At 65.8% G+C, this 23,919-nt stretch carries 24 protein-coding genes; 12 read left to right on the forward strand and 12 right to left on the reverse strand.

All coding sequences use genetic code 11. From position 1 onward, the window contains the following. Positions 1–60: 60 nt before the first annotated feature. The 3 genes from VI340_RS12275 to VI340_RS12285 all read left to right on the forward strand — a co-directional run bounded on the left by VI340_RS12275 (position 61) and on the right by VI340_RS12285 (position 3,921). Positions 61–828: a hypothetical protein gene (locus VI340_RS12275; RefSeq protein ID WP_008307953.1), complete on the forward strand. Its 768-nt coding sequence runs from the start codon at positions 61–63 to the stop codon at positions 826–828. Positions 829–937: 109 nt separating this feature from the next. Next, positions 938–2,845, forward strand: a complete 1,908-nt coding sequence (locus tag VI340_RS12280; protein WP_336358441.1) for a S9 family peptidase — start codon at positions 938–940, stop codon at positions 2,843–2,845. A 101-nt stretch (positions 2,846–2,946) separates the two neighbouring features. Then, positions 2,947–3,921, forward strand: coding sequence for a WD40/YVTN/BNR-like repeat-containing protein (locus VI340_RS12285; protein ID WP_008307949.1), 975 nt, complete (start codon positions 2,947–2,949; stop codon positions 3,919–3,921). Between the two features lie 42 nt (positions 3,922–3,963). Here the strand turns inward: VI340_RS12285 and VI340_RS12290 are convergent, their stop codons facing one another. Further along, positions 3,964–4,350: a hypothetical protein gene (locus VI340_RS12290; RefSeq protein ID WP_336358442.1), complete on the reverse strand. Its 387-nt coding sequence runs from the start codon at positions 4,348–4,350 to the stop codon at positions 3,964–3,966. A 198-nt stretch (positions 4,351–4,548) separates the two neighbouring features. Here VI340_RS12290 and VI340_RS12295 point away from each other — a divergent pair, with 198 nt between their 5' ends. Beyond that, positions 4,549–5,631, forward strand: a complete 1,083-nt coding sequence (locus tag VI340_RS12295) for a geranylgeranyl reductase family protein (RefSeq protein WP_336358443.1) — start codon at positions 4,549–4,551, stop codon at positions 5,629–5,631. A gap of 64 nt (positions 5,632–5,695) precedes the next feature. After that, entirely contained in the window at positions 5,696–6,700 is a 1,005-nt protein-coding gene (locus VI340_RS12300; RefSeq protein WP_008307936.1) for an AI-2E family transporter, read from the forward strand. A gap of 31 nt (positions 6,701–6,731) precedes the next feature. Here the strand turns inward: VI340_RS12300 and VI340_RS12305 are convergent, their stop codons facing one another. Further along, a complete protein-coding gene (locus VI340_RS12305) occupies positions 6,732–7,532 on the reverse strand; it encodes a sulfurtransferase (protein WP_008307935.1) in 801 nt (266 codons plus the stop codon). 263 nt (positions 7,533–7,795) lie between these two features. On the opposite strand from VI340_RS12305, the gene VI340_RS12310 reads away from it, so the two are divergent. The 3 genes from VI340_RS12310 to VI340_RS12320 all read left to right on the forward strand — a co-directional run bounded on the left by VI340_RS12310 (position 7,796) and on the right by VI340_RS12320 (position 11,056). Beyond that, a complete protein-coding gene (locus VI340_RS12310; RefSeq protein ID WP_008307934.1) occupies positions 7,796–8,659 on the forward strand; it encodes a sulfurtransferase in 864 nt (287 codons plus the stop codon). 443 nt (positions 8,660–9,102) lie between these two features. Further along, the gene (locus VI340_RS12315; protein ID WP_008307932.1) at positions 9,103–9,408 is read left to right on the forward strand and encodes a hypothetical protein; all 306 of its coding nucleotides are present in this window, start codon (positions 9,103–9,105) and stop codon (positions 9,406–9,408) included. A gap of 412 nt (positions 9,409–9,820) precedes the next feature. After that, positions 9,821–11,056: an MBL fold metallo-hydrolase gene (locus VI340_RS12320; RefSeq protein ID WP_336328924.1), complete on the forward strand. Its 1,236-nt coding sequence runs from the start codon at positions 9,821–9,823 to the stop codon at positions 11,054–11,056. A gap of 28 nt (positions 11,057–11,084) precedes the next feature. Here VI340_RS12320 and VI340_RS12325 read toward each other — a convergent pair whose 3' ends face one another. Beyond that, positions 11,085–11,264: a ribbon-helix-helix protein, CopG family gene (locus VI340_RS12325; RefSeq protein ID WP_050037068.1), complete on the reverse strand. Its 180-nt coding sequence runs from the start codon at positions 11,262–11,264 to the stop codon at positions 11,085–11,087. A 154-nt stretch (positions 11,265–11,418) separates the two neighbouring features. On the opposite strand from VI340_RS12325, the gene VI340_RS12330 reads away from it, so the two are divergent. Continuing rightward, positions 11,419–12,651, forward strand: a complete 1,233-nt coding sequence (locus tag VI340_RS12330; protein ID WP_336358444.1) for a hypothetical protein — start codon at positions 11,419–11,421, stop codon at positions 12,649–12,651. Positions 12,652–12,708: 57 nt separating this feature from the next. Then, positions 12,709–13,011 (forward strand): cupin domain-containing protein, encoded by a 303-nt coding sequence (locus VI340_RS12335; RefSeq protein WP_336358445.1) that lies wholly within the window; start codon positions 12,709–12,711, stop codon positions 13,009–13,011. Positions 13,012–13,016: 5 nt separating this feature from the next. On the opposite strand, the gene VI340_RS12340 is transcribed toward VI340_RS12335, so the two are convergent. The 3 genes from VI340_RS12340 to VI340_RS12350 all read right to left on the reverse strand — a co-directional run bounded on the left by VI340_RS12340 (position 13,017) and on the right by VI340_RS12350 (position 15,946). Then, entirely contained in the window at positions 13,017–13,805 is a 789-nt protein-coding gene (locus VI340_RS12340) for a hypothetical protein (protein ID WP_336358446.1), read from the reverse strand. A gap of 39 nt (positions 13,806–13,844) precedes the next feature. Further along, positions 13,845–14,921, reverse strand: a complete 1,077-nt coding sequence (locus tag VI340_RS12345; RefSeq protein ID WP_336328920.1) for a hemolysin family protein — start codon at positions 14,919–14,921, stop codon at positions 13,845–13,847. An 83-nt stretch (positions 14,922–15,004) separates the two neighbouring features. Then, on the reverse strand, positions 15,005–15,946 hold the full coding sequence (locus tag VI340_RS12350; RefSeq protein ID WP_336358447.1) for an oxidoreductase: 942 nt from the start codon (positions 15,944–15,946) through the stop codon (positions 15,005–15,007). An 85-nt stretch (positions 15,947–16,031) separates the two neighbouring features. Here VI340_RS12350 and VI340_RS12355 point away from each other — a divergent pair, with 85 nt between their 5' ends. Together VI340_RS12355 and VI340_RS12360 are read left to right on the forward strand one after the other, a co-directional pair. Further along, positions 16,032–16,286, forward strand: coding sequence for a glutaredoxin family protein (locus tag VI340_RS12355; RefSeq protein ID WP_336358448.1), 255 nt, complete (start codon positions 16,032–16,034; stop codon positions 16,284–16,286). Positions 16,287–16,391: 105 nt separating this feature from the next. Further along, the gene (locus tag VI340_RS12360; protein WP_336358449.1) at positions 16,392–16,688 is read left to right on the forward strand and encodes a hypothetical protein; all 297 of its coding nucleotides are present in this window, start codon (positions 16,392–16,394) and stop codon (positions 16,686–16,688) included. An 85-nt stretch (positions 16,689–16,773) separates the two neighbouring features. Here VI340_RS12360 and thiE read toward each other — a convergent pair whose 3' ends face one another. The 6 genes from thiE to pstC are packed head-to-tail and all read right to left on the reverse strand — an operon-like array spanning position 16,774 to position 23,903. Further along, positions 16,774–17,409: a thiamine phosphate synthase gene (gene thiE, locus VI340_RS12365; RefSeq protein ID WP_336358450.1), complete on the reverse strand. Its 636-nt coding sequence runs from the start codon at positions 17,407–17,409 to the stop codon at positions 16,774–16,776. A 42-nt stretch (positions 17,410–17,451) separates the two neighbouring features. Further along, on the reverse strand, positions 17,452–18,513 hold the full coding sequence (locus VI340_RS12370) for a phosphate uptake regulator PhoU (protein WP_336328917.1): 1,062 nt from the start codon (positions 18,511–18,513) through the stop codon (positions 17,452–17,454). 2 nt (positions 18,514–18,515) lie between these two features. After that, entirely contained in the window at positions 18,516–19,193 is a 678-nt protein-coding gene (gene phoU / locus VI340_RS12375) for a phosphate signaling complex protein PhoU (RefSeq protein WP_008307909.1), read from the reverse strand. A gap of 3 nt (positions 19,194–19,196) precedes the next feature. Next, complete coding sequence (gene pstB, locus VI340_RS12380; RefSeq protein WP_008307907.1) at positions 19,197–20,138, reverse strand: phosphate ABC transporter ATP-binding protein PstB; 942 nt, start codon at positions 20,136–20,138, stop codon at positions 19,197–19,199. Continuing rightward, positions 20,131–22,785, reverse strand: coding sequence for a phosphate ABC transporter permease PstA (gene pstA / locus VI340_RS12385; RefSeq protein ID WP_336328915.1), 2,655 nt, complete (start codon positions 22,783–22,785; stop codon positions 20,131–20,133). The genes pstB and pstA overlap by 8 nt, the downstream gene beginning before the upstream one ends. Then, on the reverse strand, positions 22,782–23,903 hold the full coding sequence (gene pstC / locus VI340_RS12390) for a phosphate ABC transporter permease subunit PstC (protein WP_008307904.1): 1,122 nt from the start codon (positions 23,901–23,903) through the stop codon (positions 22,782–22,784). The genes pstA and pstC overlap by 4 nt, the downstream gene beginning before the upstream one ends. Between the last annotated feature and the right edge of the window lie 16 nt (positions 23,904–23,919).

A 23,919-nucleotide genomic window follows, 5' to 3' on the forward strand; every position in this document is an offset into this window, starting at 1 on the left:
GATAAATCTCCGCACCTGCCACCACGTTTTAGTCGACGGCGAAACCTGATATAGCCAGCTATGGCGCAGTCGACAGCGGACCGCATCGAGCGGAAACGGGGTATCGGTGGGCTGGCGAAGCAGGCGAACCCGGCCTTTGCCGTGGGCGCAGTCGCAGTCCCGCTCATTGCGTTTGCGGGGGCCGTCGCCAGCGGCAACATCCGGGCGCTAACCTACGTACATGTGATGGCTGGGGTGCTGTGGACCGGCATCGACCTGTTCATGGGGCTCGTGTTGGGACCAGTGCTTGGCGGCCAGGAATCTGAGGCACGGGCCGACTTCTTCGCCTCGTTCACGCCCAAGATGACGTTCCTGATGCCGACACTGGCGACGGTGACCATCGCCGGCGGCATCCTGCTGGCGCTCAGGCTCGGGAAGTTCCCCAACGCCGACCCGTGGCTGGCGCTGCTGACCGCCGCGACGCTGATTCCGGTCGTCCTCCTCATCGGCTCCCAGTTCGATGCGCTGACCGACCCGAAGACGCTGGGCGTCCTCGGCGTCGCCGTCGTTGGTTCCGGCGCGTATCTGGCGGCCACGCTGCCGGCCTTCGCGATGACCTCGTGGTGGATCGTCGCGACGCTCGCTATCGTGACCCTGCTGTCCGTGCAGGGCTTCGGCGTCATCCTCCCCGGCGAAATCCGCATCTACCGGCAGGTCGTCTCCGAGAACCCGGACGTTGAGCTCGTCTCCGAGATAGGGATGCGAAACGCCAAGCTGGGCGGCCTGCAGGGGCTGTTGCAACTGGCAATCGTGTTCGTGATGGTCGGCCTGCGCTGGTGGACGCCGTAGTCTGTCTGTGGGTACCGCCCATCGGAGGCGACAGGAACAGTAATCCAGACCACATGCGCTCTCGTGTCGGCAGAACAACTACAATCTATCCGGAGTTAGCACACGTCGTATGTCCGACCCTGAAAGCGGTGAAACGGACCCCGAAACGGTACTGGAGGAACTCGCCGGACTCCCGACGCTGGCCCATCCGACGGCGTCCCCCGACGGCGACGAAGTGGCCTTCTACTACGACGTGAGCGGGCGCAACGAACTCCACATCCTCGATGTCGAGAGCGGGACCTGCGAGCAGTGGAGCGACGGCGAGGTGCCACGGAACGCCCGCTGGCACGTCGAGTGGGGAGCCGATGGCGAGCGGGTGTTCTTCCACCTCGACGACGACGGCAACGAACAGAACGACGTGTACGCCATCGACCGCGACGGGTCGGTCGAGGCAGTCGTCGAGATGGACGGGCAGGTGGTGATACAGGACGTGGGCGAGGACGGCGAGACGCTGCTTCTGGGGTCGACACGCGACGGCCAGATGAACCTCTACGGCCACGACCTCGCGAGCGGCGAGACGGCGAAGCTGACCGATTACGACCGCGCGGTTCACACGGGCATCCTCTCACCCGACGGCTCGCAGCTGGCGTACACGACCAACGAGACCGACGACTTCGACAACATGGACGTGTACGTGAGCGACGCTGACGGGGCAAACCCGAAGCCCCTCGAAATCGGTGTCACCGGCGCGGAGGCCGCCCCGGCCGACTGGGGACCCGACGGCGACCGCCTGCTGGTCGTGGACAACAGCGACGACCTGTCCCGGAGCGGCGTCTACGACCTGGAGACGGACGAGGTAACGTGGTTCGGTGGTGAGTACGAGGAGGAGCCACAGGCGTTCCTGCCCGACGGTGAGCGGTTCTTGGCCGTTCGGACCCGTGAGGCCACGAAGGTGCCCGTCGTGTACGGCATCGAATCCGGCGAGGAGCGCGAACTCGACCTGCCCGAGGGCGTCGCCTCCTTCGGCATGATGGGCGGCGACCCGGTGCTTTCCGGGGACCGCTTGCTGACGCTCCACACAACGCCGACGAACCGGCCCGAACTGCTCGCCTACGACCTCACCGCCGACGAAACGACGACTCTCGTCGAGGCGGAGTACGGACCGTTCTCGCCCGAGGCCTTCGCCGACGCCGAGTACTTCGCCATCGAGTCCGACGGCGTCCCAGAGACGTGGCAGGCCGCAGTCGAGTACGACCCTTACAACACGCTGGAGATCGGCTGTCTCCTCTACGATTCTGGCGAGCGGCCGTCGCCGCTCATCGTGAATCCCCACGGCGGCCCGCGCGGGATGGACAGCAAGTCTTTCGACCTCTACACGCAGTTCCTCGTCCACCGGGGCTTCTCGGTGTTGCAGGTGAACTACCGGGGCTCGACCGGCCACGGCCGCGAGTTCATCCGCGAACTGTACGACGACTGGGGCGGGGCCGAGCAGGGCGACGTGGCCTCGGCCGCCGAGCACGTCCTCGCGACGCGTGAGTGGGTAGACGAGGACCGCGTCGTCGTCTTCGGCGGCTCCTACGGCGGCTACTCGGCGTACTGGCAAATGGTCCAGTACCCTGACCTGTACGACGCCGGCGTCGCCTGGATCGGCCTCACGGACCTCGAAGACCAGTACGAGAACACGATGCCACACTACCGGACTGAGCTCATGGAGAAGAACATGGGCACCCCGGCGGAGAACCCGGCCCTGTACGAGGAGCGGTCGCCCGTCACCCACGCCGATAACCTCGACGCCCCGCTGTTCATCGTCCACGGCGTCAACGACCGCCGGGTCCCCGTCTCGCAGGCCCGCCTGTTCCGCGACGCGCTCGAAGCCGCCGGCTACACCGAGGGACCGGACGGCGATTTCGAGTATCGGGAACTCGGCGAGGAGGGCCACGCCTCTTCCGACATCGAGCAGAAAACGCGGCTGTTCCGCCTGCTCGATGGCTTCCTCGACCGCCGGATCGGGACCGAAACGGTCGCCGCCGACGACTAAGCTCGGCGGCTGCTTCGCCGCGCTGTACGTCTTCGCGTTGACGCGGTCGGTCAGTCGCTGACACCGCCAGTGTTCTTGGCTCGGGCGTCGTACAGTCGGCCATGCACACCGCCTACGCTGCGCTCGGTGATCGCGTCCTCGTCGGCGACGGCCACAGCGGCTGGGACGACGGCCTCCTCGGCCACAATATCGAGTGTGTCGCTGCAGGAGCGGCCGAATTGGGGCGTGCCTTCGTGGGAACCGCCGCTGCTGGCCTCCAGCGGACGACCGATGGCGGAGCGACGTGGGAGTCGGCCCTTGACGCCGGGGACCGCGTGACGAGCGTCACAGTCAGCCCACACGACGCCGACGTGGTGTGGGCCGGGACGGAGCCGAGCGCGGTCTATCAGTCGACCGACGGTGGAGAGACGTGGACTGAGAACTCCGGGCTGACGGAACTGGACTCGGCTTCGCGGTGGTCGTTCCCGCCGCGGCCCGACACCCACCACGTCCGGTGGATCGCCCTCGCGCCGGACGACCCGGAGCAGGTGTACGCCGCCATCGAGGCCGGCGCGTTCGTCCGCAGTCCCGACGGCGGCGAGAGGTGGGTCGACCACCCCGACGGCGCGCGGCGGGACAACCACACGCTGGCGACCCACCCCGACGCCCCGGACCGGGTGTACACCGCCGCCGGTGACGGCTACGCGCTGTCGACCGACCGCGGCGAGACATGGACCCACCCGCAGGAAGGATTAGAACATCGGTACGTGTGGGGGCTAGCCGTCCATCCTGACGATCCGGACTGCATCGTCGTCTCGGCGGCCAGCGGCCCTCGGTCGGCCCACAGCACCAGCGGCGAGAGCTACGTGTATCGATGGGGTGGTGACCGGTGGAGACAGTCGATGGACGGTCTACCGGGGCCGGCGGGACTGGCCCGGCCGATTCTCACCGCCGACCCGGACGACGGCTTCCTCGCGTTGACGAACTACGGCCTGTTCCAGTCGCAGCGCGGGGAGACGTGGACTCGGGAGGGTCCCGACGGCGTGGGCTGGCCAGCCGAGTACGACCAGGTCCCGAGCGGACTAGCCGTCGTGTGAGGGGCGGCCGAGCAAGTGGCCGGCATCAGAGTCCGTCCGCAGCTACGCCAGTCGGAGCAAAACGGCACCGAGACCACTCGTCACGGCCGTCGCAACGGTCGCGAGCAGGAGAATCTTCGCCGCCTTTCGCCGGTCGGCGCGAACAGCCTCGCTCGCGTCAACGCGCCCGCTGGAGCCGCCCGACCCGGAGAGGTCGTAGCGGGCGAGTGCCCCGAAGGCGACGCAGAACCGGAAGTAATCCTGCAGCGCGCCGACGTACCCGCCGAAAACAAAGGGAATAGCCGCCCACAGCGACAGGTCGGGTATCGCGCCGAGGGTGGTGGCGAGGGCGATACCGATGGCGACTGCAAACGAAGCAATGGCCGACAGTCGGCGGGCACGGCGCTGGTTCGCCCCGATGTTGCAGACGCCGGGCTGGTACTCTGCCATGGGCGGTGACAGGGGCTACACCGACAAATACGCCCTGCTTCGGCTGGTGACGCGACGGCCGTTTCGGCGGTTAGCCGAGAAACAGGCTCATTCGCGAGTCCCTGAGACGGATAGCTGACCCGGCGGTCGTCCGGAAAACGGGTACAACAGCCGTCTGAATCGAGAAGGTATTTGGTTCGTGACACCGAGAGAACGTGTATGCACGATGTTGTGGTGGTCGGCGCGGGTCCGGCTGGGTCCCGGTACGCGCGCCAGGCGGCGAGTCGGGGGCTCGACGTGGTGGTGTTCGAACAGGGGGAGATCGGCAAGCCGCTGGCCTGCTCGGGCCATGTGAGTACAGATATCTGGGATTTCACCGAGGACGCCCGCGACGAACTGTTCCAGAACGAGATCTCCGGCGCGCGGTTCCACACCGGCGGCCCCGGGAGCCAAGACCACCCATTCTACAAGGACGAGGTCATCTCGAACGTCATCGACCGCGTCGGCCTGGACAAGCACCTCGCGGGGTTGGCCCGCGACGCAGGCGCGGACGTTCGCGAGGAGCATTCTGTCGTTGGCGTCACCGAGGACCGCGACGGCGTCACCGTGGAGGTCCGGGGCGACGACGGCGTCGAGACGCACCGAGCGAAAATGGTTGCCGGCTGTGACGGCCCGAAGAGCCGCGTCCGGCGGGAACTGGACCTGCCGGAGCCCGACGAACTGCTCCACGGCGTGCTCGGGTTCAGCGACGAGGTGGACCACGGCGACTTCGTCGACGTGCACCTCACTGTGCCTCGCTTTTTCGCCTGGCGCATCCCGCGGGGCGAGGCCGGCGTCGAGTACGGGCTGGCCGTGCCGCCAGGGGATGACGCCCGCGGCCGCTTCGAAGAGTTCGTCGACGGCTACGGCGTCGAGACCGACCGCCGGTGCTCGGGGCTCATTCCCATCGGCCCGCCGAAGCGGGTCACCGGTCGGCGGTCGTTCCTCGTCGGCGACGCCGCGGCACAGACCAAGCCCTTCACCGGCGGCGGCATCCGCTACGGCATGACCGCGGCCGACCACGCGGCCCGGGAAATCGACCCCGGGGACCCGGCGACGCTGGGCGAGTACGAGCGAGCGTGGCGCGACGATCTCCGGCAGGAGATCCGTCTGGGCCATGCGGTTCGGGCCGGCTACTCCGCGCCGGAGCCGATACAGAAAGCCGGGATGAAGGCCTTCGAGGGCGAGATCGGCGTCCACATGGACCGACCGACGACGCTGTTCTCCCGCGAGCAGTTGGCGGCGCTGTTCTCCCGGTCCTGACGGACCTGTTACTCGACTGGTGTGTGCAGATAACGTTTTTACCGACCAATATAAAAGGACGGGCGTGGTAACACGCCGACGAACCTACGTCCTCGCGGGCCTGCTCGTTCTCACCGGCTGTCTGACGACAGTCCTGCTCGCGCGAGTGCTATCGACGATATTCTTCGCAATCACAGTCGCATACGTCCTGTTCCCCGTCTCGAAGTGGCTCGGGCGCCACGGGCTCAACAAGCGAGTGTCGGCGGCCGTGACGACTGGTATCGCCTTCGTCAGCGGCACACTCATCGTCGTCCCGCTCGGGGCCGTGCTGTATCTCCGCCGTCGTGACCTGTTTTCGTTCTTCCAGCAACTCCCTCCGATGGTGACCATCGATGTCGGCGGGTTTAGCTACCCGGTCGAGATCGCGCCGACGTTGCTATCAGCGCGACGGATACTCACGGATTTCGCAGTCGACCTCGCGGCAGAATCGCCCGTCCTGGCGCTGAAAGCCGTCCTGTTTACGATTCTCGTCTACGCGATGCTGTGGCGGCCACAGGCACCGAAAAAGGCCGCCTATCGGACGGTGCCGGCGTCGTATCACGAGGTCGTCAACCGACTCCATCAGCGACTCCGGGGGACGCTGTACGCGATTTACGTTCTCCAGGCGGCGACGGCGTTCGGGACCTTCGTCGTGGCGTGGGTCGTGTTTTGGCTGCTGGGCTATCAGGGCGCGTTCGCGCTGGCGGTGGTCGCCGGCATCCTGCAGTTCGTCCCCGTCATCGGCCCCAGCGTCGTCGTCCTTACCATCGCTGTCGCGGACCTCATCAACGGAAACATCACCGGCGCGATACTGGTGACCGTGTTCGGCCTCGTCTTCGTCGGCTTCCTCCCCGACGCAGTCATCAGGCCGAAACTCGCCCGCTACACGACCGGCCTCCCGGCCAGTCTCTACTTCGTCGGGTTCACCGGCGGCGTGCTGACGCTGGGCGTCATCGGCTTTATCGCCGGGCCAGTCGTCATCGCGCTGTTGGTCGAACTGTCGTCGCTGTTGACGAACGAGCAGCAAGGAGACCAGCAGCAACTGACGTAGTGTGGACTGTGTAAGCGGTCGCGACGCCGACTCAGTTTGTCTCCAGCGGCCGCCCCTGTGCCTCCCATTCGGTCAGGCTCCCTTCGTAGAAATCCACCTGCTCGAAGCCGAGATGCCGCAAGACGACGTAGGTGTGGCTGATGCGACGGGCGGTGTTACAGTAGAGGACGACGCGTTTCTCGGGGACGATGCCCGCACGTTCGAGAACGGATCGTGCCTCGTCTTTCGGAAGCAGTCCCCGCGTCTCGTCGTCGACGAGGTCCCGCCAGTCCAGCAGGACCGCACCGGGGATGTGGCCCTCGTCGTACTCCCCGTCCTCGCGTGTGTCGACCAGCACCGCGTCAGGGTCGTCCGCGGCGTCAGCGACCGCGTCCGGGCCGACCAGCGGCGTCGAGTCGGGACGCGTCACCTCGTAGTCGGTCGGCTCGACGGCCGGCGACTCGCTCGACGTTTCCCGTTCCAGTTGCCAACTGGAGAAGTCGCCGTCGAGGAGATGGAGCCGGTCGGGGTCGTGGCCGAATAGTTCGGCCGTGACGAGGAACCGCGCGGCGAAGACGCCGTGGTGGTCGTCGTACGCGACGATGTCGCTCTCCGGGGAGACGCCGGCCTCCGAGAGCAACTCTGCCCAGTCGCCTTTGTCGGGGAGCATCCCTTCGCCAGCGTCGGCGTCGGACTCCGCGCCGTGTTCGTCTGCCCGGAACGAATCGAAGGGCACGCTCACCGCATTCGGGAGGTGGCCGAGGCCGTCGTACTCCCAGGCGTCGCGCACGTCGACGATTCGGATACCCTCGTCCTGGCTCGCCACCCACTCCGCAGAGACGAAATCAGTCATTGTCGTGGCGTTACCGCTCTGTCCGCTTGAAAACTCCCATCGCAGTCGGTCGAAGGTGGTTGCAAATATTGCCCATTCTCGCGGGAGAACAGACCGAGCCGTCCCGGACATGGTACTCCATGGCCCTTATTCCCTCCACCGCTGGAACGCCGTCTTTCGCCCCCTCCAAATAGGGGTAATATATGCCGCCAGGGTGGATGAGTGGCCGAACATGCCGAAAGTCGTGGTAATATATGTCTGGTAGACTTACGCTTCGATGCACTATGACTGACTACGCTAACGACGTGCTCGTCTCGGCCGACTGGGTCAGCGAGCATCTGGACGAGTTCCAGAGCGACGACCCCGCCCACCGACTGGTAGAGGTGGACGTCGACACGGAACTGTACGACGAGAGCCACGCACCCGGCGCAATCGGCTTCAACTGGGAGACAGACCTCCAGGACCAGACCACGCGGGACATCCTCGACAAGGACGACTTCGAGGACCTGCTCGGTGCCCATGGCATCAGCGAGGACTCGACAGTTGTCCTCTACGGTGACAACTCCAACTGGTTCGCCGCCTACACATACTGGCAGTTCAAGTACTACGGCCACGACGACGTGAAGCTCCTCGACGGCGGCCGCGAGTACTGGGTCGAGAACGACTACGAACTCACCGACGAAGTGCCCGAGTTCTCCGAAGTCGACTACGAGGCCGCCGGTCCGCGCGAGTCCATCCGCGCCTACCGAGAGGACGTCGAGAACGCCATCGAGCGTGAACTGCCGCTCGTCGACGTCCGCTCGCCCGAGGAGTTCTCCGGCGAGATCCTCGCACCCCCTGGACTCCAGGAGACCGCCCAGCGCGGCGGCCACGTACCCGGTGCCCAGAACATCTCCTGGGCGGCCGTCACCAACGACGACGGCACCTTCAAGGACTACGACGAACTCGAAGCGCTCTACGCCGAGTACGGCATCGACGGCGACTCCACGACGGTCGCCTACTGCCGCATCGGTGAGCGCTCCTCCGTCGCCTGGTTCGCCCTGCACGAACTGCTGGGCTACGACGACACCATCAACTACGACGGCTCCTGGACCGAATGGGGCAATCTGGTTGGTGCGCCTATAGAGAAGGGCGAAGCGGACGACTAAGCGCAGCGAAGGAGTTCGCTTCGTAGTGGAACGGGGAGCCCGCAGGGCGACCCGTGGAACAGGCGAGGCTGAGTAAGCGCAAGCGCACGAAGCCTCGAATCGAAGCGGCGACCAACGGGAGCCGCGGAGAAAGGCGAAGCGGACGACTGACGCGAGATTCGACCGCAGGGAGAATCTCGGTTGAGCGAGCGGGCCTTGTCCGCGAGCAGCGTAGCGAAGGAATCGGCCTCGTAGCGGAACGGCGACCACCGGGAGCCGTGAAGCAAGGCGAGGCCGAGTAAGCGATAGCGTACGAAGCCTCGAATCGAAGCGGTGACGGCTTACTTTCTGATTTTTGTAGCGTTGTTCGAGAGCAAGAGCGTCGCTGAGACAGGGCTCCGCACCGAACAGTCAGTCGCCGACCTCGACATACAGCGTTGTCCCCAACCGTACATTCAAGTCAGATGCGGGTCGTACACCCGAATGTGGACCGAAAGGAACTCGAACGGGAACTCCGCGACGCCTTCGACGCCGACCCCGATATCGTCACGGTCGTGGCCAGACAGGCACGGGACCTCTCGGAATCGGACCAGTTCGTGACCGACTTCGGGGCGGAGCTGACGGTGGGGGATGTCGTCGACAACCTCGCGGACGCGCCCGAGGACTATCAACTCGCCGAGCGGTGGAACTGGTGGCTGGGTGCGCTTGACCTCTCACACGGCGGCTACGCGCGGTTCAGCGTGCGACAGGACATCGACAAGACGTCCTGACCTGTCGCTGTCGGTGTTTCTGCGTGGATGGAAAAACGGCGCGACGCCAGTCAGTGTACGCTAAGCCCGTGTGCCTCTCGTGCGTGTTCGAGGAGTTCCTCCGTCGTGTCGAACTCCTCACCGCAACTGCACGTGTGGTACGTCGTCGGGGGTTGCTGGCGTGTCGCCATGACAACTGAACAATGAGCCCCGAGTATAATAATTGTTTATGCTAGCGTGATAACACTGCCCAGTCGACGTGTTATCTTCACACAATACCGGAACCGAAAACAGTCCCCTGACAATTCAGAGTGGCTAAACGTCCAGATATCGTCATATTCTAGTTCATAGATATTCCGTCGGTCCGGTGGCTAAGAACACGGTTCGGTCAGAACCGACGAACGGAAACGGGCGCGACGCTTCCGTCCGCATAATGGATGTGCAGTTTCTCGGCGGGGCGGGTGAGATCGGCCGGAGTGCCGTCCTCATCGACGAGTCGCTGTTGCTGGATTTCGGGATGTTGACCGACTCGCCGCCACAGTTTCCGGTGCGAACGCCGTCTCCGGACGCCGTCGTCGTCTCGCACGGCCACCTGGACCACGTCGGGACCATCCCGGCGCTGGTGTCGGGCGACGCGCGGCCGCCGATTCACTGGACGCCGCCGACGTACGAACTGGCGATGACGCTCGCGCGGGACACGCTCAAACTCCACGGCGGGACGGTCAACTGCCCGTTCACCGAGACAAACGTCAGACGGGTCACGCAGGTGTCAGAGACCCACGGCTACCGCGAGTCGTTCGAGGCCGCCGGCTACGAAGTCACGTTCTACAACGCCGGCCACATCCCGGGGAGCGCACACGTCCTCGTCGACGATGGCGACACCCGACTGCTGTACACGGGTGATTTCCACACCGACGACCAGCGCCTCGTCTCGGGGACGACAGCACGCCCCGACGCGGACGCGATTATCTGTGAGAGCACCTACGCCGATGTCGACCACGAACCCAGGAAGACAGTCGAGGAGCGGTTCGTCGAGAGCGTCGAAACGACGCTCTGGGAAGGCGGGACCGTCGTCGTGCCTGCTTTCGCCATCGGCCGAACCCAGGAGATGCTGCTCATCTGCGAAGCGCACGACATCCCCTGTTACGTGGACGGGATGGGCAAACAAGTGACCGAGATGCTTGGGCAGTACCCCGAGTTCGTCCGCGACGCGGACGCGCTCCAGCGGGCGAAGTCCCACGCGCGGTTCGTCACAGGCAGGGACGGCCAGCGAAAGCGCATCACCGACCAGAAGGCGGCCATCGTCACCACCAGTGGGATGCTCTCCGGCGGCCCGGCGATGACGTACATCCCCGAAATCCGCGGGAATCCGATGAACAAGATCACCATGACCGGGTATCAGGTCGAGGGGACGCCGGGGCGGGACCTCATAGAGACCGGCAGCGCCGAGATAGACGGTCGGATTATGCCGGTCAGCGCGCGCGTCGAGCAGTACGACTTCTCGGCACACGCCGACCGCGACGGGTTGTTTGAGTTCCTCGACAGCTACCGTGACACGCCGGTACTCGTGAACCACGGCGACCGCTGTGAGGCCTTTGCGACCACGCTCCGCGAGGACGGCTACGACGCGACAGCGCCCGAGCTAGGCGCGACCGTCGCCATCGAGTAGACGGTTACACAGCCGACCTCGGCCCCGCTCAGTCACTCTCGTCCGCGTCTCCGGTGGCTCGCTGTTTCAGCCACTCGTCGAGCAGGTCGCGGATTGCGGCGTCCCGGTTGTCGCGGTGGTCGGCGAACGCCTTGTCGTCAATCGCGTCGAGCAACTCCTCGTCCAGTTCGACCTCAATCGATTCGAGGTCCAGAAACGCTTCGTCCATTGATTACGGGGAGTTGGACGGCCAGAGAAATATATCCTCGTCAGACAGCCGTCGGTCAGTCGCGTGACGGCGACCGCGAAGGCGGGGAGTTCCAGAAGGGTGTCAGGAGACCGCCATGCTTTGATTACGACTCGCGTCGTATCCATAGTCAGTGATGGGCTCGCTACAGTCTCTCATCGGTCCCCACCGGCTCGACGCGCTCGGCGCGTGGGCGGTAACGGGAATTCTCGTGGGTGGCGTCGGACGGTTCGCGGCCGGTGGCGAATTCGATTGGGCAGTGCTCACGGCACTCCTCGTGGCTATCGCGGTCACAGTTCCGTTCGCCACGCGGGACCTCGAAACGACGGTGCCCGCGGAGTTGCTCGGACTGGTCGCGGTACCGGTACTCGTCCGGGCGTTCGGCGGCTTCCCGCAGGTCACGCCGTTCCTCGTTGTCGCCGGGGTTGCGCTGTTGCTGGCCGTCGTGCTCGATGCGTGTACCTCACTGACGATGACGCCGCGGTTCGCGACGGTGTTCGTCGTCATCGTGACAATGGCCGTCGCGGGCGTCTGGGCAGTCGGCATCTACGCGACTGACACGCTACTGGGAACCACGTTTCTCGACGGGCAGACCGAACTGATGTGGGATCTCGTCACTGCAGCGGGTGCCGGTATCGTCGCCGGCGTCGTGTTCGAACTGTACGTCGAGCGGTCAGCACGCATCGCTCGACTCCGCGTCTCGAACCCGGATCCCCCGGCAGTTGACCAGTCGGAAGCGTCCCTTCCTGGAAACGGAACGCACCATCACATCGCTGTCCGGACGCTACAGGCTGTCCTCGGTGTGATATCCGCATTCGCGCTCGTTCGGGGCAACGTGACGCTGTTCGTCAACAGCGGCGGCCCGCTGGCGATAACGTTCCTGCCGGCGCTGTTCCGCCGGGAGTACGGCTACGCGATGGACACCGGTATCGTGCTGTGGATCACGGTGGCGTCGACGCTGCACGCGGCCGGCGCGTTCGAACTGTACGGAGCGTTTGGCTGGTACGACAGTCTGGCCCACGCCGTCTCAGCATCGCTCGTGGCCGGCGTGGGATACGCGGTCGCACGAGCAGTCGAACGCCACTCCGGAGCGGTTGCTTTCAACAGGAAGTTCCGCGCGACCTTCGTCGTTCTGTTCGTCCTCGCGGTGGGCGTCGGCTGGGAGATCATGGAGTTCACCAGCGGCGGCATCGCATCGATGATCGGCGGCGAGGCGGTCCTCGCCCAGTACGGCACGAGCGACATCGTGAACGACCTCGTGTTCAATACGGTCGGCGCACTCGTCGTCGCGGGCTGGAGTACCGCCCACTTCGAAGGGCTCGCAGCCCGACTCACCGGCCGGGTCGGGAGTCTCGCGGGCGGGGATTGAGTTCTTGCTGGCCGCTGTCCCCGAAAGCGACTCAGTAGCACAGCCGGACGTACACGCATGGAACAGACACATCTCGGTTTCGACCGCTACTTCGAGGTCGTCATGGAGACCGACGAGGCACAGGCCGCGGAGATGACCGTCGAATCGGGACAGTCCGTCGGCGGGCCGGAGAACTATCACGAGGACAGCGACCAGTGGTTGTTCGTGGTCAGCGGTACCGGCGTCGTCACCGTCGACAGTGACACCCGGCGGGTCGATGCCGGCGACCTCGTCCGCATCGAGGCCGGCGAACGCCACGGCATCGAAAACGACGGGGACGGACCGCTGGAGACAGTCAACTTCTACACGCCGCCGCGGTAGCCGTCTCAGGACGCCGTTTCCGAAGCCGAGACGGACAGTTCGTAACAGGAACCGCCCCGAAGGACGAACCCCACACCCGACTCGGCGAGTGTCCGAGCCAGACTGCCAGTGACGGTCGACTCTCCGTTGGACTGGAGCGCCGTATCGAGCGTCTCGGCCTGGGCGTCATCGAGCGACAGCGGTTCGAGCGTCACACACCGGTCGTCGTCGGCCTCTTCGAGCGTATATGTGACTACGACCGGCTTGTCGCCGTGGACGTCCAAGGTGAACACGTAGTACGACTCGTTGTAGATGTACACTGAGTCAGTCGGGTCGAAGCCACCTTCGTCGGAGTCGTAGCGGTGCTCTCCCGATTCTATCGCGTCGACGACGGCGCGCCGGTCGCTGTCCGGGAGGTCCGCCACACGCACCGTCGACTCGTTCCCGGGGTCGTCGACTTCGCTCACGCTGTACTTGTTGATGTAGCCGCCGGACCCGCTGGTCCGCTCGACGACCGCGTACGTCGTGCCCTCGAACGCGAAGCAGTCGAAGTCGCGAAGCACATGCGCCCACCTGTGTTCGGTCACGTCTGCCGACGTATCGCGGGTAGCCGCTTCGAGTTCCCCGAACGTCTCGGGAAGGACGCCGACAGTCGCCGTTTCGGGCACTGCTGCGGCGTCGACCGGTGACAGCACTACCGGGCCTGGCGTCGCTGTCGCCGTGGCTTCTTCTGTCGAGGGATCGTCGCTGAGCCCGGAACAGCCGGTCACGAGTGTACAGGCGATGGCTCCAAGAACGGTCCGGCGGGAGGGCATAGTCGCCGGTTTCCGGCCGAGCGGTAAATGCTTTCAGCGTCAGGCGACGCCGGCCTCGGCATCCATCGGGTCCTGAATGTCGCCGACGACCTCTTCGAGCAGGTCCGTGACCGTCACCAGCCCGATGACTTCGCCGTCCTCAAGGACGAACGCGAGTTCCTGATGCTCGGCCTGGAACTGGTCGATGGCGTCGCTGACGGTCGTGTCCGGCGACATCGTCATCGGCGGCGAGGCGACGGCTTCGAGGTCGATACCGTCCAGCAGACCGCCCGACCCGTCCTGCTCCTCACGCTCGTCGACGAGGGCGGGAATGTAAACGATACCGAGGAACTCTTCGAGCGTCTCGCCGACGAGCGGGTAGCGGGTGTGTGGCGTCTCGGCGATCCGCTCGGCGTTGGTCGCGTCGTCGTCGGTGGGCGACAGCGCAACGATGTCGTCCCGCGGGACCATCACCTCGCTGACTTCGCGGTCGCCGACGCGGAACGCGGAGAGGACCTCTTCACGGCGCTCGTCGGGCACGTCGCCGCGGTCCAGAACAGAGCCGAGTTCGTTGCGCAGTTCCGCGCGGGACTCGATGCTCTCGACTTCAGCTTCGAGCCACGCGCCGGACATCTCTACGCCGAACAGCCCCAGCGTCCACTTTGCGACCCCGTCGCCGACCTTGATAATCGGCGAGATGACCCACGCGAAGTAGTACAGCGGCGTCGCGCCGTACCGACAGACGAACTTCGCGCGCTCGACGCCGAGGTACGTCGGCGTCTGCTCGCCGTGGGTCAGGTGGACGAGGTTGATGATGAGGAAGGCGATGGCCGCGCCGGCCCCGACCCCGGCCAGCGCGGAGGACTGGAAGTACGGCTCGAAGATGGCCGCGAGCGCCGGTTCGGCGACGATACCGACGGCGATGCTGGAGGCGGTGATACCGACCTGACAGCTCGTCAGGTAGATCTCGAGGTCGTCGGTCATCTCCCAGGCGCGCCGGAGGCCGGGCTCGTCGAACTCCGATTCGGTGTACTGTCTGGCCCGCGTCAGCGCGAACTCGATGGCGACGAAGAAGCCGTTTGCGAGGATCAGGGCGATTCCTGCAAGCAGCCTGAACGCGATTTCGACTGGTTGCATGTGCCGGCAGGGTTCACGTTCCGGCGGTGAAAAAGTGGGGATTGCAGTCTCCACTCACGCCACGGCAGTACCGTTGGCCGTTCTCAGGTGCTTTCGAAGTCGTACTCGACGCCAGTGAGGTCGGTCGAGACCGCCCAGAGCCGCTCGGCGGTCTCCTCGTCACGCGAGGCCTCGTTCGACTGCTGGAACTCGGGCGAGCCACGCATATCGAACAGCCCGCCGGGTCCGACGTACTCGCCGCCGATGACGTCATCGGCGGTGGCGGCGTACAGCATCGGGAGCGCGCCCTGTTCGGCGGATTGCGCGAAGACGGCGTTGGCGATGCCCATGGCCGCAGTTCGCAGCGTCGAGCCCATCTCCCTCGGCCCGCGGAACTGGAGGTCGGTGTCGGCGTAGCCGGGGTGGCAGGCGACGCTTAGCACGTCGTCCCAGCCGTGGTTTCCCAGACGACGCTGGAGTTCGTAGGCGAAGAGGAGGTTTGCGAGTTTGCTCTGGCCGTAGGCCGACCACTTCCCGTAGGAGCGGTCGCGCTGGAGGTCGTCGAAGTCGATTTCTCCCATCTCGTGTGCGCCGCTCGACTGCGTGACGATCCGGGATTCGCCGTCGGCGGCCCGGAGCAGGTCGAGCAGGTGTCCGGTCAGGGCGAAATGGCCCAGGTGGTTGACGCCGAACTGCGTCTCGAAGCCGTCGGCCGTCTCGCTCCGGGGAATCGCCATGACGCCGGCGTTGTTACAGAGGATGTCGATAGCGTCGTAGTCGTCCCGGAGGCTGTCGGCGAACGACGCGACGTTCGACAGGTCGGCCAGATCACACTCCCGGATGTCGAGCGTCGCGTTCGGAACGGCCTCGCGAATCTCCGCGGCGGCTGATTCTCCGCGCTCGACGCTCCGGCAGGCCATCACCACTGTTGCACCCCTGCGAGCGAACGCTTTCGAGCCTTCGAGACCCAGCCCGCTGTTCGCGCCAGTCACGACCACAGTTCGGCCTCTCAGCGGGGGCATGTCTTCGATAGTCCAGCCAGTCATTGACGGAGTTACGGGCGCGAGACACTGAAACCCATCGCCGGTGGGAGAGTGAGAGTCTTATGCCGTCGCCCCCGTGTTTCCAGTAATGAGCGACGTGTCGGTCACCGTCTACACGCGGGAGGACTGCCATCTCTGTGAAGAGGCCATCGAGACAATCGAGCGGGTCGCCGACGACGAGGGGGTCGCCATCGAACTGGACCTCATCGACGTCGACGAGGACCCCGACCTCCGCGAGGAGTACGGCGAGCGCGTCCCCTACGTCTTCGTCGACGGGTCGCCGGCGTTCAAATACCACGTCGTCGAGGGAGAGTTGCGCGAGAAACTGCAGCGGTCGGCGTAACCGCAGGGGCCGGACCTACCAGAGCCGTTCGCTGTCGGGACCGGGTCGGCGCTATTGGGCAAGTACCAGTGCTGTTTATTATTTCTCGATGAGAACACGTCGGCGATGCCCTCCAGTATCAGCGAGACGCTCTTTAGTGAGCCGTCCGGACGCCCGATTACACTCGTCCACGCCGCCGGGGCACTCATCTTCGCCGGCCTGTATCTCTACGGCTGGGTCGTCGATGGCACCCCGGCTGCTTGGTTGCTCACCATGGTAATCGGGACCGGATTAGCCGGCACTGCGGAAGCGCTTCCGAAGAGCCGACACCAAGCGGCCGGTATCCTCCGGTCCGTCGCGATTCTCGTGTTCCTCAGTCTCGTCGTTGCGTCCATCGTTGCACCCGAGTTCATCGTTGGCTGACCGCTGTACTGTGTGGGAGTGGCATCGTTCCCCTTTGGCTGGGCTACTTCAGGAGTGTGCGCACGGTCGCCGACGAACGCCGGTGCTACTGACCGCGTTCGACCGCGTGTTTCAGTGCTTCAGCGGCCGCCGCCGGGTCGTCGGCCTGCGTAATCTCGGTGATAACAGCTACGCCGTCGGCCCCGGCTTCGACGACCTCGGTGGCGTTCTCGACCGTGACGCCGCCGATACCGACGAAGGGAATGTCCACTGCCTCGGCGATAGCGGCGACGCGGTCGGTGCCGATGGCGTACTCGTCGTCGTCGATGTCGTCTTTCGATCCGGTGGCAAACACCGCGCCGACGCCGAGGTAGTCCGCGCCGGCGGCCGCGGCCGCTTCGGCGTCTGCGACAGTCGAGACGGAGCGGCCGATGAGCGCGTCGTCACCCAGAAGCTCCCGCGCAACGGGAACGGGAAGGTCGTCGTCGCCGAGGTGGACCCCGTCGGCGTCGAGGGCCTGTGCGATGTCCACGCGGTCGTTGACGACGAACGTGACGCCGGCCTCGCGGGTCAGCGCTCGCAGTTCCCGACCGAGTTCGTAGCGTTCGCGCGCGGTCCGGTCCTTCTCGCGGAGCTGAACGACGCCGACGCCGCCGTCGATCGCGTCCGCGACGATGTCGGCGGTTGTCCGGCCCGCCGAGAGCGACGCCTGCGTGACGAGGTACACGTCCCAGTCGACCATAGCGGATTTCGGAACCGATGGCCCTTGTGTGCTGTGCGTTCGTCAGGACTCCGTTTCGGCTGTCGAACTCGGCGCGTTCGCCTCGTCAGTGCCGGCGTTGTCAGCCGTGAGCGCGCCGTCGCGGACGGCCATCCGAAGGCCGAACTCGGCGATGTTGCCGCCGTGTTCCGCTGTTCTGGAGAGGCTATCGAGGGCACGCGTGAGCCGGTAGTCGGCGTCGCCGGCTTCGAACAGCTGTCGGTCGAGGTCGGTTATCCGCTGGCGGACGGCCCGGCGCGTGGCCAGCGTCTGTCGAGCGGTAGCGACGCAGGCGTCACCGATGATGACGCGGACGGCGTCTTCGACGACGGTTCGGACTTCCTGAGCGATACCTTCGAGGGCTGTGACGATGGTCCGCCCTGGCTGGCCGTCGAGCTGGTCGGCGACGGTCCCGATTCGCTCGGCGTGGTCGGCAACGCGTTCGAGCTCGTTCGCGGTCGCCCAGAGGCTGAACAGTTCGGGACGGGTCAGCCCGAGCGCGTCGATCTCGTCGAGCCGTGCCAGTCCCCGCTCGAAGTAGCGGTCGATCATGGCGTACAGCCGGTCGGCCTGCTCGTCTCGGTCGGCCCACCGGTCGCTGGTCGTCCCGGTCGTGAGCGCGGCCATCGCATCCCGGTGCATCGACAGGGCGACGAACTGGAGCTGGCGGACCGACTGCCTGACCGACACCTCGCCGGCGTCGAGCAACGTCTGGACCGTGACTTGTGTCTCGGTTTCCTCGGCGACGGTCACGCCGGTCAGGTTCCGAGTGACGCGTTCGATAGCCCGGAGTTGTTCGTCAGTGTAGCCATCAGGGACTTCGAGGACGACTGATTCGACGCCGGCGGCGTAGGCTGCCCGAAGTAACTGTTCTATCTCGGCCGGGTCGTCGGTCCCGGCTTCGAGTTCGACGCGGTTCCGCGCCGTCGTCTGGGACTCGGGGGTCTGGATCACTAGCAGGCCGTCGATGTGCGTGTGGAGGTTCACCGTCGTCCCGGCCGTACAGTTCTCCGATTCGGCCCACTCTTTCGGCAGCGAAACGGTGTACGTGCCGCCGCCGACGGTCTGTATCTTTCGGGTGTCCATGCTTAGTAGATGAGTTCCGAGTCGGTTTCGACCATGTACAGCGTGCGTGCCGCGATGTTGACGGCGTGGTCGCCCACGCGTTCGAGGTCCCGCACCGTAAGCAACAGCGCCGAAACGTCGTCGAGGAGTTGCTCGACGGCCCAGCCGTCGTCGCCGTCGGCCTCCCGCTCGATGAGGTCCCGGGCAACGGTCTCGCTGGCCCGCTGACAGAGCGCGTCGAGTTCGTCGTCGTCAGCCGCGACGGCGCGGCATTCGTCAATGTCTTCACGTCTGTACGCGTCGATACTGCGCTCGACCATCTCGGTGGCCTCGCGGCCGATTGTGTCGACGTCGACTTCCGGGGCGAGACGACGGTCGGCGGACTGCGCGTAGGCCGCGAGGTTCGTGGCGAGGTCCGCGACGCGTTCGAGGTCGGTGATAATCTTGAACGAGGCGGCCACGAATCGGAGGTCGGTCGCGACCGGCTGCTGGAGGGCGAAGAGGTCGATGCAGTCGGCTTCGAGTGCCAGATACAGGTCGTTTATTTCGTCGTCGCCGTCGATGACCGACTGTGCCAGGTCCTCGTCGACGGACCGAAGCGCAGTGAGGGCCGCTTCGAGTCGCTCGACGACGAGTGTCCCCATGTCGACGACGGCAGCCCGGAGTTCGTCCAGTGCTTGCTGGTACGACTCTCGTGACATGGGTCACCCGAACTTGCCGGTGATGTAGTCCTCGACGCGCTGGCTCTCGGGGTTCTCGAAGATCTTGTCCGTGTCGTCGTACTCCACGAGTTCGCCGCCGGTGAGGAACACGGCGGTCTGGTCAGAGATGCGAGCGGCCTGCTGCATATTGTGAGTGACGATGACGACGGTGTAGTCCTTCGACAGTTCCTCGACGAGGTCCTCGATCTTCGACGTGGCGATCGGGTCGAGCGCCGACGCCGGCTCGTCCATCAGGATGACCTCGGGGTCGACGGCCAGACAGCGGGCGATACAGAGCCGCTGTTGCTGGCCGCCTGAGAGGCCCAGCGCGTTGTCGTCGAGGCGGTCGCTGACCTCGTCCCACAGCGCGGCCTGTTTCAGCGAGCGTTCGACGAGTTCGCCCTCCTGTTCCGTGTCATCGCGGCCGAACAGGCGCGCGAGCAGGCCCTTGTTGATGTCGCCGTGCTTGCGGGGACCGTAGGAGATGTTCTCCCGGATGGACTTGGGGAACGGGTTCGGCGACTGGAACACCATCCCGATGCGTTTGCGAAGCTCGACGAGGTTGGCGTTGGGGTCGTAAATCTCAGTACCGTCCAGCTCAACCGAGCCGTCGATTCGAGCGGCCTTGATACGGTCGTTCATGCGGTTCAGACACCGCAGGTACGTCGATTTGCCACAGCCCGACGGGCCGATGAGCGCCGTGACGCTGTTTTCCGGAATCTCCATCGAGACGTCTTTCAGCGCGTGGTCGTCGCCGTACCAGACGTCGAGGTTCTCGACCGAGAGCTTCGTATCGCCGTCGAACTCGTACTGCCGCCACTCCTCGCGGACCTGCTCCTCGCTCTCACCGGCCGTCGTTTCGGTGCTCGGCGAGGCGGCTGTGACCGTCTGCTCGCCGTTCGTTTGCGTGTCCGTGCTCGGCTCCGTGTTGATGCTATCACTCATAGTTGAGTTTCCTCCGGAAGTACGTCCGCGCCGTGATACCGACCGCGTAGAACGTCAGGACGACCATCAGCAGGATGAACGCGGTCGCCCATCCCATCTGCGGCGACCCCGACACTCCGGCCGCGATGACGGCCCACACCTGCGTCGGCAGTGACGCCGAGGCCGTCAGCAGGGCGTCGTTGGCGATGAACGGCGGCCCCGAGACGAAGCGGAAGCCGTCGATGACGTCGACGCTTTCTGTCGCGTTCAGCGTCGACCCCAGCACCAGAATGAGCGGGGCAGTCTCACCGGCGATACGGCCGACGCCGAGGATGACGCCGGTGATGACGCCCGGCATCGCCGCCGGCAGGACGACGCTCTTGATCGTCTCCCACTGGGTCACACCCAGGGCCGCGCTGGCGTCCCGGTACTCGTCGGGAACGGCCTTGATCGATTCCCGCGAGGTGATGAGCACAAGCGGCAGGAGCATGAAACCAAGCACCAGCATTCCGGCCAGCAGCGACTCGTCGCCGCCCAGCCGCGGAATCAGGAACGCCGCCCCGAACAGGCCGAAGACGATACTCGGCGTGCTCCAGAGCGCGTTCGTCGCGATTTCGACGACCGCGGTGAACCGGCCCTGCTCGGCGTACTCGGTGAGGAACACCGCCGCACCGACCCCCAGCGGGACGGCGAACAGCGTCGCCCCGACGACCAGCCACACCGTGCCGACGATTGCGGGCATGATCCCGCCGGGTTCGGCCCCAAGCGGGATGTAGGCCTGCATCACCATCGGCCACGAGAAGCTCCCCTCGTTCGAGACAGCGACGCCGAGCACGGTGAACGAGACGCCGGTCGCGGCGACGTGCAGGCCGACCAGGGCGGTGAAGCCGGCCGCGCCGACGAGGCCGAGGCGCGTCTCCTCGGTCAGCAACCGGCGGGTGATCGTCTCCTCGCTGGACCGCTTTGCGACAGTCGTGAGTGTCGCCAGTGCGAGCGAGGCGACGGCGGCCCCGAACGCGACCACGGGCACGAGGTTCACCGGGCCGACCCGCGGATTGATGCCGGCGACGGGCTGGAGCAACAGCGCGGCCAGCAACAGCCCGAGTCCGCCGAACACCCCCAGCGTGAACAGGGGAGCCTCGCGCTGTGCGCTGTCGGCCAGCGTCGGCCCGTCGCTGGTGAGCACGCCGACGAGGGGGGTGACGGCGAGGCCGCCCGCGGCGACTGCTCCGGCGACGACGGCGGCGAATCCGAGCGTCTCACCGAGAGGCAGACCGAACGGAGCCGGGCCGAGAATCAGGAAGAAGCCGATGAGGACGACCAGCACGAGAGCTGCGGTCGGGACGGCCTGTCGGATCGACCCGGTCCGCTCGGACTGCGTCCCGACGTTTCGGAGCGAGCCGAACGAGCGGAAGAAGGTGACTGCGAGCAGCACCGCTGGTGCGAGCAGCAGTAGCGGCCCGACCGTCGTGTCGGGGGTCACTGCGAGTGCCGTATCGAGTGCCTGCCCCTGTCGGTTGACCTGGACAGTGTAGGCGTAGGAGTAGCGCAGCGGGGACCCGGTGACGAGCACACTCACGAACGTTGCGGCGAGCGCACCGACCGCCGCCAGCGGGAGGACCCGAAACAGTTGTCGAGCGCCGTCGTTCCAGTCGTTTGTGCCCGCGGGTGTGCGAGCGAACTGGACGGCGGCGAGGAGGGCTGGCGTCAGGAAGACCAGCGCGGTCAGCGCACCGACCGAAAGTCCGCGGACAGCGTAGCCGACGCCCTTGAGCGTCACGAACACGACGATTGTCGCCATCACGGCCACCATCAGGAAGGCGTTGAGGTTGATGACGAGGAAGGCTCCGTACTCGCGGCCCCGAGCGCCGAACCCGGCCCGACACTTGGCGGCCGACCAGGCTGACAGGAGCGTCCCGACGAGGAGGAACACCGGGATGACCGCGCCGCCGGTGAAGCCACCGGAGAGCGTCTGGGGGTTCCACTGCCAGCCGACGCCGATGGTGCCGGTCACGATTGTCAGCCCGAGCGCGCCGACGACGAGCGCCGTCGGGAGCGTCGAACCGAGGTCCTCGCGGGGGAGAATCGCAAGCAGGAACAGGCCGACGCCGGCGACGGCGGCCCCGATGAGCCACGGGAGCGAGCCGAACCCGACGAGGGCACCCCCGACAGCCGCGCCCATAGCGAGGCCGATTGCGCCGAAGGCCACGCCGGAGAGCAGCCCGGCGCTCATGTTCGGTTCCGTGTCCACGAGTTCGAGTCGGGAGGTGACGCCAGCGGCAGTGATAGCCAGCGCCTCGACCAGTAACACGGCCCCGAGTAGCGTCGCCATCGTCACCGGAAGGAGCGCCGCGAGGACAGTCAGCGCGACCACCGAGACGACGAGGCCCAGCCCGATGCCGCGCACCCGCTGTGAGGTGACCGGGACGACGTTGGCGTAGGAGGCGAGGCCGGTGATTCCGACGGCCCCGACGACGACAGCAAGCAGTGTCCCGAGCGCCGTGGTGAGGCTGCTGCCGCTGGCACCGGGCGGAACCAGGTTCACGAGCGTGACGAGCCCGAGCGTGAAGCCGATAACGCTGAGTGCGATTGCCGCATCGAGCCCCCGGTCGTAGCTGTTCGAGTCCGCACTGACGAGTCGGTCGGTGGTCGCGTAGGCGTCACTCATTGTTGCCCCTTCAGTTTCCGCTGCATACGTCGCTCGATGTACTGCGAGACGATGCTCATCCCGGCGACGATGACGAACAGCATGACGCCGGCGACGAACAGCACGTCGACAGTGCTCTCGGATGCGCTCCCGTACTGGGTCGCAATCAGGCTGGTCAGCGTCGCGTTCGCGTCGAAGACGTCGAACAGCGGGTCGGCGAACTGCGTCCCCGAGGCCATGATCGCGGCGACGGCCATCGTCTCGCCGATGGCCCGGCCCAGTCCGAGAATGACGGCCGCGGAGATACCCGAGAACGCCGCCGGGATGGAGATGCTCTTCATCGTCTGCCACTCGGTCGCGCCCATGGCGACGGAGCCGTCACCCATCGACTGGGGGACGCTGGAGAGGGCATCCTCGCCGACGGAGACGACCGTCGGCAGCGCCATCACGCCAACGACGATACCGGCGATGAGGAAGCTCGCCCCGTCGTCGAGGAAGTTCGTCTGGATGAAGCCGTTCAGCACCTGAAAGCCGATGAACCCGTAGACGATAGAGGGGATGCCGGCCAGGATCTCGACGCCGGGCTTGATGATCTCCCGCAGACGGTCGCTAGCGACCTCGGCGATGAACAGCGCGCCGAACAGGCCGAGCGGCCCCGCCACCGCGCCCGCGATGACGGTGACGACTACCGTCGCCCAGATCATCGGTATCAGCGAGTACGCCCCGCTGAGCGGGTTCCAGTACGTCGAGTCCGACGGCAGGACGGTTTCGAGCCAGAAGAACCAGCGGGCCTCCCCGCCCTGCTCCGGAATCAGTAGCAGTCCGGTCCCGTGTTCGAGAAACGCCGGCAACGCGCTCGCGAACAGGAAGAACGTGATGAACGCGACGGTCAGCACCGTAAGGACCGTCGCGACCAGCGTGAGCAGGCGTGCGACTTCGGCCTGATAGGTAACCCAGCCGACCGCGGTGACGAACACGAACGCCAGCAGCATGGGCAACGCAAGAGCGGGCCGAAACAGGAAGACGAGAATCGTCGCCACCAGCGTCGTCGCGACCGCGCCGACAGCAAGCGTCGACCCGTCAGCTCTGTCCTCGCTCGACACCGTCTCGCCCTCCGTCGTAGGTATGTCCTCTGTCATAGTATGGAAAATCGAC

The sequence above is a fragment of the Haloarcula sp. CGMCC 1.6347 genome (assembly GCF_037078395.1).
GTDB lineage: Archaea > Halobacteriota > Halobacteria > Halobacteriales > Haloarculaceae > Haloarcula > Haloarcula amylolytica.